This window comes from Streptomyces sp. NPDC056480 (assembly GCF_042795405.1).
Taxonomy (GTDB): domain Bacteria; phylum Actinomycetota; class Actinomycetes; order Streptomycetales; family Streptomycetaceae; genus Streptomyces.
Window position 1 is genome coordinate 1 of sequence record NZ_JBHTSA010000230.1, and the last position, 4,987, is coordinate 4,987.

The following is a 4,987-nucleotide window of genomic DNA, read 5'->3' on the forward strand; positions in this document are numbered from 1 at the left end:
TTCGGCTCGGGCTTCGGTTCCGGCTTGGGTTCCGGCTTCGGCTCCGGCTTCGGCTCAGGCTTCGGTTCCGGCTTGGGTTCCGGCTTCGGCTCCGGCTTCGGCTCAGGCTTCGGCTCAGGCTTCGGCTCGGGCTTGGGCTCCGGCTTGGGCTCCGGCTTCGGCTCAGGCTTCGGTTCCGGCTTCGGCTCAGGCTTCGGTTCCGGCTTCGGCTCAGGCTTCGGTTCCGGCTTCGGCTCGGGCTTCGGTTCCGGCTTCGGCTCGGGAATCGTCGGGTCCACCGGATCCACCGGCCCCGTGGGATCGGTCGGATCCGTCGGGTCTACGGGGTCCGTCGGGTCCACCGGATCCGTCGGCCACGTCGGGTCCACCGGGTCCGTCGGGTCCACCGGGTCCGTGGGATCCGTCGGCTGCGTCGGGAGCTCCGGCTCGGTGCCGTACAGCATCTGGCGGAACGTCTGCGACGACCGCGGATTGTCGTCGCACTGCCAGACTCCGTGCGGACAGTAGTCCGTGATCGTGTGATACAGCGGCTTGTGCTGCTTCATCCACTCCAGCATGCGCCGCATGTATTCGGGGTTGTCGCCGTTACGGAAGAGCCCCCATTCGGGATAGGAGATCTGCTTTCCGTGCTCGGCGGCGAAATCGACCTGCTTCTGCAGCCCGTACGGTTCGCTGACGTGCTGGTCGAAACTCGACCCCGGGGGCTGGTCGTACGAGTCCATGCCGATGATGTCGACGACGTCGTCGCCCGGGTAGCACTCCGTCCACGGGACGGCGTCACGGCCGCGGCTCGGGTTGAAGTCGAAACGGAACTCCTGTCCGGGGACGGCACGCATCGCGGTGACGATCCGGTTCCAGTACTTCTTCCACGCGGTCGGGTCGGGCGCACAGCGATGGGTGTACGTCGTCCCGTTCATCTCCCAGCCGAGGTTGACGACCGTGTCGGTCGCCCGCAGCCGGACGAGCCGCTCGGCGAGGGCCGTGAAGTGGTGGTCGTAGTACCCGGCGGCTCCGAGCTGGAGCTGACGGCGGACCTCGGCGTCGGAGACGCCGGCCTCGTTGCGCTCCAGCATGGGGACGTTGAGGACGAACAGGCGGTCGGCCTTCTCGTTGCGCCAGTCCGCCCAGGCGTCCAGGAAGCCGGGCGGGCCCTCGATGTTCTTCCAGAGGTCGCCGGGGAGGTAGGTGTGGCCGACGCGGAGTTCGCGTCCGCCGAGCCACTGCTCCAGCTGCTCGATGCGGGCGACCCCGAGCGCGCCCGAGTCGAGGAAGGCTCCCATGGCGCTGGAGAGAGTCGGTCCGGGGTCTCTCGTCGTTACTGGTTCGGAGGCGTGCGCGGGGGACGAGAGCACGACTGAGCCCGAGGCGAGGAGACCGGCGGTGAACACCCCCAGCCACACTCTCGATGGTCGCCGATGTGTAGCCGCCATGGCCGCTCCTTCGCTTCGTACGCCTTTTGACGAACCGTCAATCCGATACTCCGAAAGTATTCCTAATGAGCCGATCGTGAACTCGGCTTCGCCTGATCAGTAGTCCATTAGAGGATTTCATCGCCCAGTTGGGGCATCCGAGATGAAGGGCATGCCGTGCTGCGTCGTCAGAGTTTCGACACCAGCGTTCCCACCGTCCTTGTACGGCTCGACCGGAATCCCTTCCATCACGGCACGCTCGGAGCCGCGCGCTCGCTGGGCCGGGCGGGAATTCCGGTCCACGCGGTCATCGAATCGAGCCGCAGTCCGGTCGCCCGCTCCCGTTATCTCCGGTCGACCCGCGCGAGCCCCGGGACGACCACCGCCGGCGAGCTGACCGCGCTCCTCCACCGGTACGCCGAGGAGATCGAGGAGGGGACGGGCCCCACGCCCGACGGCTCGTCAACTCCCCTCCTCGTCCTCCCCCTGGACGACGTGAGCGCCCTCGCCCTGGCACGCCGCCGTGCCGAGCTCTCCCCCCGCTTCCTGCTCCCCGCGCAGACCGAGGAGCAGCTGCTGCGGGTCGCGGACAAGGCGGCGCTCGCCGAGACCTGCGCGGCCCTGGGCCTGCCCCACCCCCGTACGGAACTCCCCGCCGGTTCCGACGAGGCCGCCGCGATGGCCTGGTCGCTCGGGCTTCCGGTGGTCGCCAAGTGGAGCCGTCCCTGGCTGCTTCCGGCCGGCGGCGGGCTGCGGAGCACCTCGATCGTGCGGTCCCTCGCCGAGGTACGGGAGCTGTACGCCCGGAGCCCGGAGGCCGGCAGCAGGCTGCTGCTCCAGGAACTCCTCCCGGCGGGCCGTGACCTGGACTGGTTCTTCCACGGGTACGTGGGCGGCGACGGCGGCTGTACGACGGGGGCGACGGGCCGCAAGGAGCGGTCCTGGCCGGACGGAGCCGGGCTCACCGCCGTGGGCCGCTGGACGGCGAACCCGGCCGTGGAGCGCGCGGCCCGCGAGCTGTTCGACGCGCTCGGCTTCCGGGGCGTGTGCGACCTGGACTTCCGGATGAACCGGTCGACGGGCGCGTACCACCTGCTCGACTTCAACCCCCGGCCCGGCGCGCAGTTCCGGCTCTTCGCCGACGCGGACGGTCTGGACGTGGTCCGGGCGCTCCATCTGGACCTCACCGGGCGTCCCGTCCCTCCGCACTCCCCCGCGTACGGCCGCCGGTTCGTGGTCGAGAACTACGCGGTGCTGTCGCTCCTCACCTCCCCGCGCCGCCGCCCCGCGGACAGGTCCGGAGCAGGCTCCGACGGCGTGCCGGGGCGGACCGAGTACGCCTGGTGCGCGGCGGACGACCCTGTACCGGCGTTCGCGATGGGCCTCGCCTGGCTCGGGCACCTGCTGCGCAGGGCGGTGGTCTCGGCGCGCCGGTTCCTCGGGTCCCTGCGGGCGCGTCCGCCGCTGTCCCCGACGACGCCGCCGGCCCGCAGCTCCTCCAACCAGCTCACCCCACGATGAAGGCGGAAGGCACGATGTCGAAGTCGATGTACGACCTGGTGGTCGTCGGGGCCGGACCGTACGGCCTGTCCGTGGCCGCGCACGCGGCCGCCCACGGGCTGCGCCTGCGGACGTTCGGCCGCTCGATGGAGTCCTGGCACGCGATGCCCTCGGGCATGTTCCTGAAGTCGGAGCCCTGGGCCTCCCATCTCTCCGACCCGGAGCGGGCGTACGGGCTGGACGCCTACGCCGCCACGCGGGGGGTGCGCGCCGCGCACGGGGTGCCGCTGCCGGTGGACTTCTTCGCCGCGTACGGCGACTGGTTCGCCCGGCAGGCGGTGCCCGCGCTCGACGAGCGGCTGATCGGCTCGGTCGCGCCCGGCGCGGACGGCTTCGAACTGCGGACCGAGGACGGCGAGGCGCTGCGGGCCAGGACGGTGGCGCTGGCGGTCGGCGTCCTGCCGTTCATGGAGATCCCGGGTCCGCTGCGGGGCCTGCCCCGGCGGTACGTCACCCACTCCAGCCACCACGGCGAGCTGGACCGCTTCGCCGGCCGGGACGTGACCGTCGTCGGGGCCGGGCAGGCCGCCCTGGAGACGGCCGCACTCCTCGTCGAGCAGGGTGCCGCGACCGTTCGGGTCCTCGCCCGCGCGGACCGGCTGAACTGGAACACCCTCCCCCCGGCTCTCGACCGGGGCCTGTGGCCGAGCGTGCGCGCGCCGCACACGGGCCTCGGCTGCGGCTGGCGGAACAGGCTGTACGCGGACACGCCGGGTGTCTTCCGCCGGCTGCCGGCCGCGACCCGTGAGCGGATCTTCGACTCGGCACTCGGCCCGGCGGGGGCGTGGTGGCTGCGCGAGCGGTTCGCGGCGGTCGGGGACGTACGCCTCGGGCAGCGGATCACCGCGGCGGCCGTGACGGGGGACGAGCGGCTGCGGCTCGACGTGACCGGGCAGGAGGGGGCGACGGTCGTGGAGACCGACCATGTCGTCGCGGCCACCGGGTTCACCCCGAGCCTGGACCGGGCGGGCGTGCTCTCCCCGGAGCTGCGCGGTGCGTTGCGGACGGTCGGCGCGGGCGGCGCCCCGGAGGTCGGCGGTCTCTTCGAGTCCTCGTGGCCGGGTCTGTTCCTGGCCGGGCTGCTCACCGCTCCTTCGTACGGTCCCTCGATGCGGTTCGTCTTCGGTGCGGAGTACACGGCGGGGCGTCTGGTGCGCGGGGTGCGGCAGCGGCTGCGGGCGGGGGCCCGGGGCGGGGCGGTGGGCCGGCCGCGTACGGGAGGGAAGGCGCCGGTCTCGGCATGAGGGAGGGCCGGCTCCCGGGGAGCGGATGCTCTCCGGGGGCCGGCCCCTGTGCCTGCGTGCCGCCAGGGCTCAAACGTTGGCGCAGGTGTTGAACGCGGCCGGGTTGAGCAGGCCGATGACGTTCACGCTGTTGCCGCAGACGTTGATCGGCGCGTGGATCGGGATCTGGACGACGTTGCCGGAGAGGACGCCCGGCGAACCGACCGCGAGACCCTCGGCGCCCGCGTCGGCGAAGGCGGGGGTCGCCGCACCCATGGCCATGATGATTCCGGCGACGACGGCAGCAGCCTTCTTACAGTTCATTTTCGTCTGCATCCTTTCGGTGGCGGAACAGTTTTCACGCAACACAACGAACAGGTCGCACAAAGGAAACCGCGAAAACGACGACTTTCGTTCTTTCACTCCATTGCGCGCACGGACAGGGCCGGAGGGAACGCGATCGTTCCCTCCGGCCCTGTCCTGCGCGAGACGGATCAGCCGTTGTAGGCACCGTTCCCGGAGAGGACCGGGATGTCCTCCAGGATGTGCGACAGCGGCTCGTCACCCTTGGCCTGGGTGGAGTTCTCGGTGCACTGCTGGTTCTGCGGGGAGGAGAGGACGTTGATGTCCTGGACCGCGACCGGGACGAGGACGCCGACGACCGAGCCGACGTTGCCCTTGACCGGGGCGCCGAGGCAGAGCTTGTTCAGGGAGCCCTGGACGGCCGAGAACTGGGGGCTCATGTGGCCGTACGTGGCGGAGTTGCCGTACTCCTGGTGGGCGCCGTTGCCGCTG

General features: G+C 71.3%; 5 protein-coding genes. 2 read left to right on the forward strand and 3 right to left on the reverse strand.

What is annotated here, in order from left to right:
• On the reverse strand, positions 1-1,280 hold a 1,280-nt coding region (locus ACFQ79_RS40300), incomplete at its 3' end, for a glycosyl hydrolase (protein WP_383593263.1).
• A gap of 306 nt (positions 1,281-1,586) precedes the next feature.
• Here ACFQ79_RS40300 and ACFQ79_RS40305 point away from each other — a divergent pair.
• Together ACFQ79_RS40305 and ACFQ79_RS40310 are read left to right on the forward strand one after the other, a co-directional pair.
• A complete protein-coding gene (locus ACFQ79_RS40305; protein WP_383593265.1) occupies positions 1,587-2,930 on the forward strand; it encodes an ATP-grasp domain-containing protein in 1,344 nt (447 codons plus the stop codon).
• Positions 2,931-2,956: 26 nt separating this feature from the next.
• Positions 2,957-4,213, forward strand: a complete 1,257-nt coding sequence (locus ACFQ79_RS40310; protein WP_383593271.1) for an FAD-dependent oxidoreductase — start codon at positions 2,957-2,959, stop codon at positions 4,211-4,213.
• A gap of 69 nt (positions 4,214-4,282) precedes the next feature.
• Here ACFQ79_RS40310 and ACFQ79_RS40315 read toward each other — a convergent pair whose 3' ends face one another.
• Together ACFQ79_RS40315 and ACFQ79_RS40320 are read right to left on the reverse strand one after the other, a co-directional pair.
• On the reverse strand, positions 4,283-4,516 hold the full coding sequence (locus ACFQ79_RS40315; protein WP_319310271.1) for a chaplin: 234 nt from the start codon (positions 4,514-4,516) through the stop codon (positions 4,283-4,285).
• Between the two features lie 170 nt (positions 4,517-4,686).
• Positions 4,687-4,987 (reverse strand): rodlin (locus tag ACFQ79_RS40320; protein WP_383593268.1); only part of this gene is annotated, 301 nt, incomplete at its 5' end.

Bases quoted from the DNA above. Each gene is read 5' to 3' on its own strand.
- ACFQ79_RS40310 (WP_383593271.1), top strand. From the start codon at position 2,957: ATGTACGACCTGGTGGTCGTCGGGGCCGGACCGTACGGCCTGTCCGTG.
- ACFQ79_RS40315 (WP_319310271.1), bottom strand. From the start codon at position 4,516: ATGAACTGTAAGAAGGCTGCTGCCGTCGTCGCCGGAATCATCATGGCC.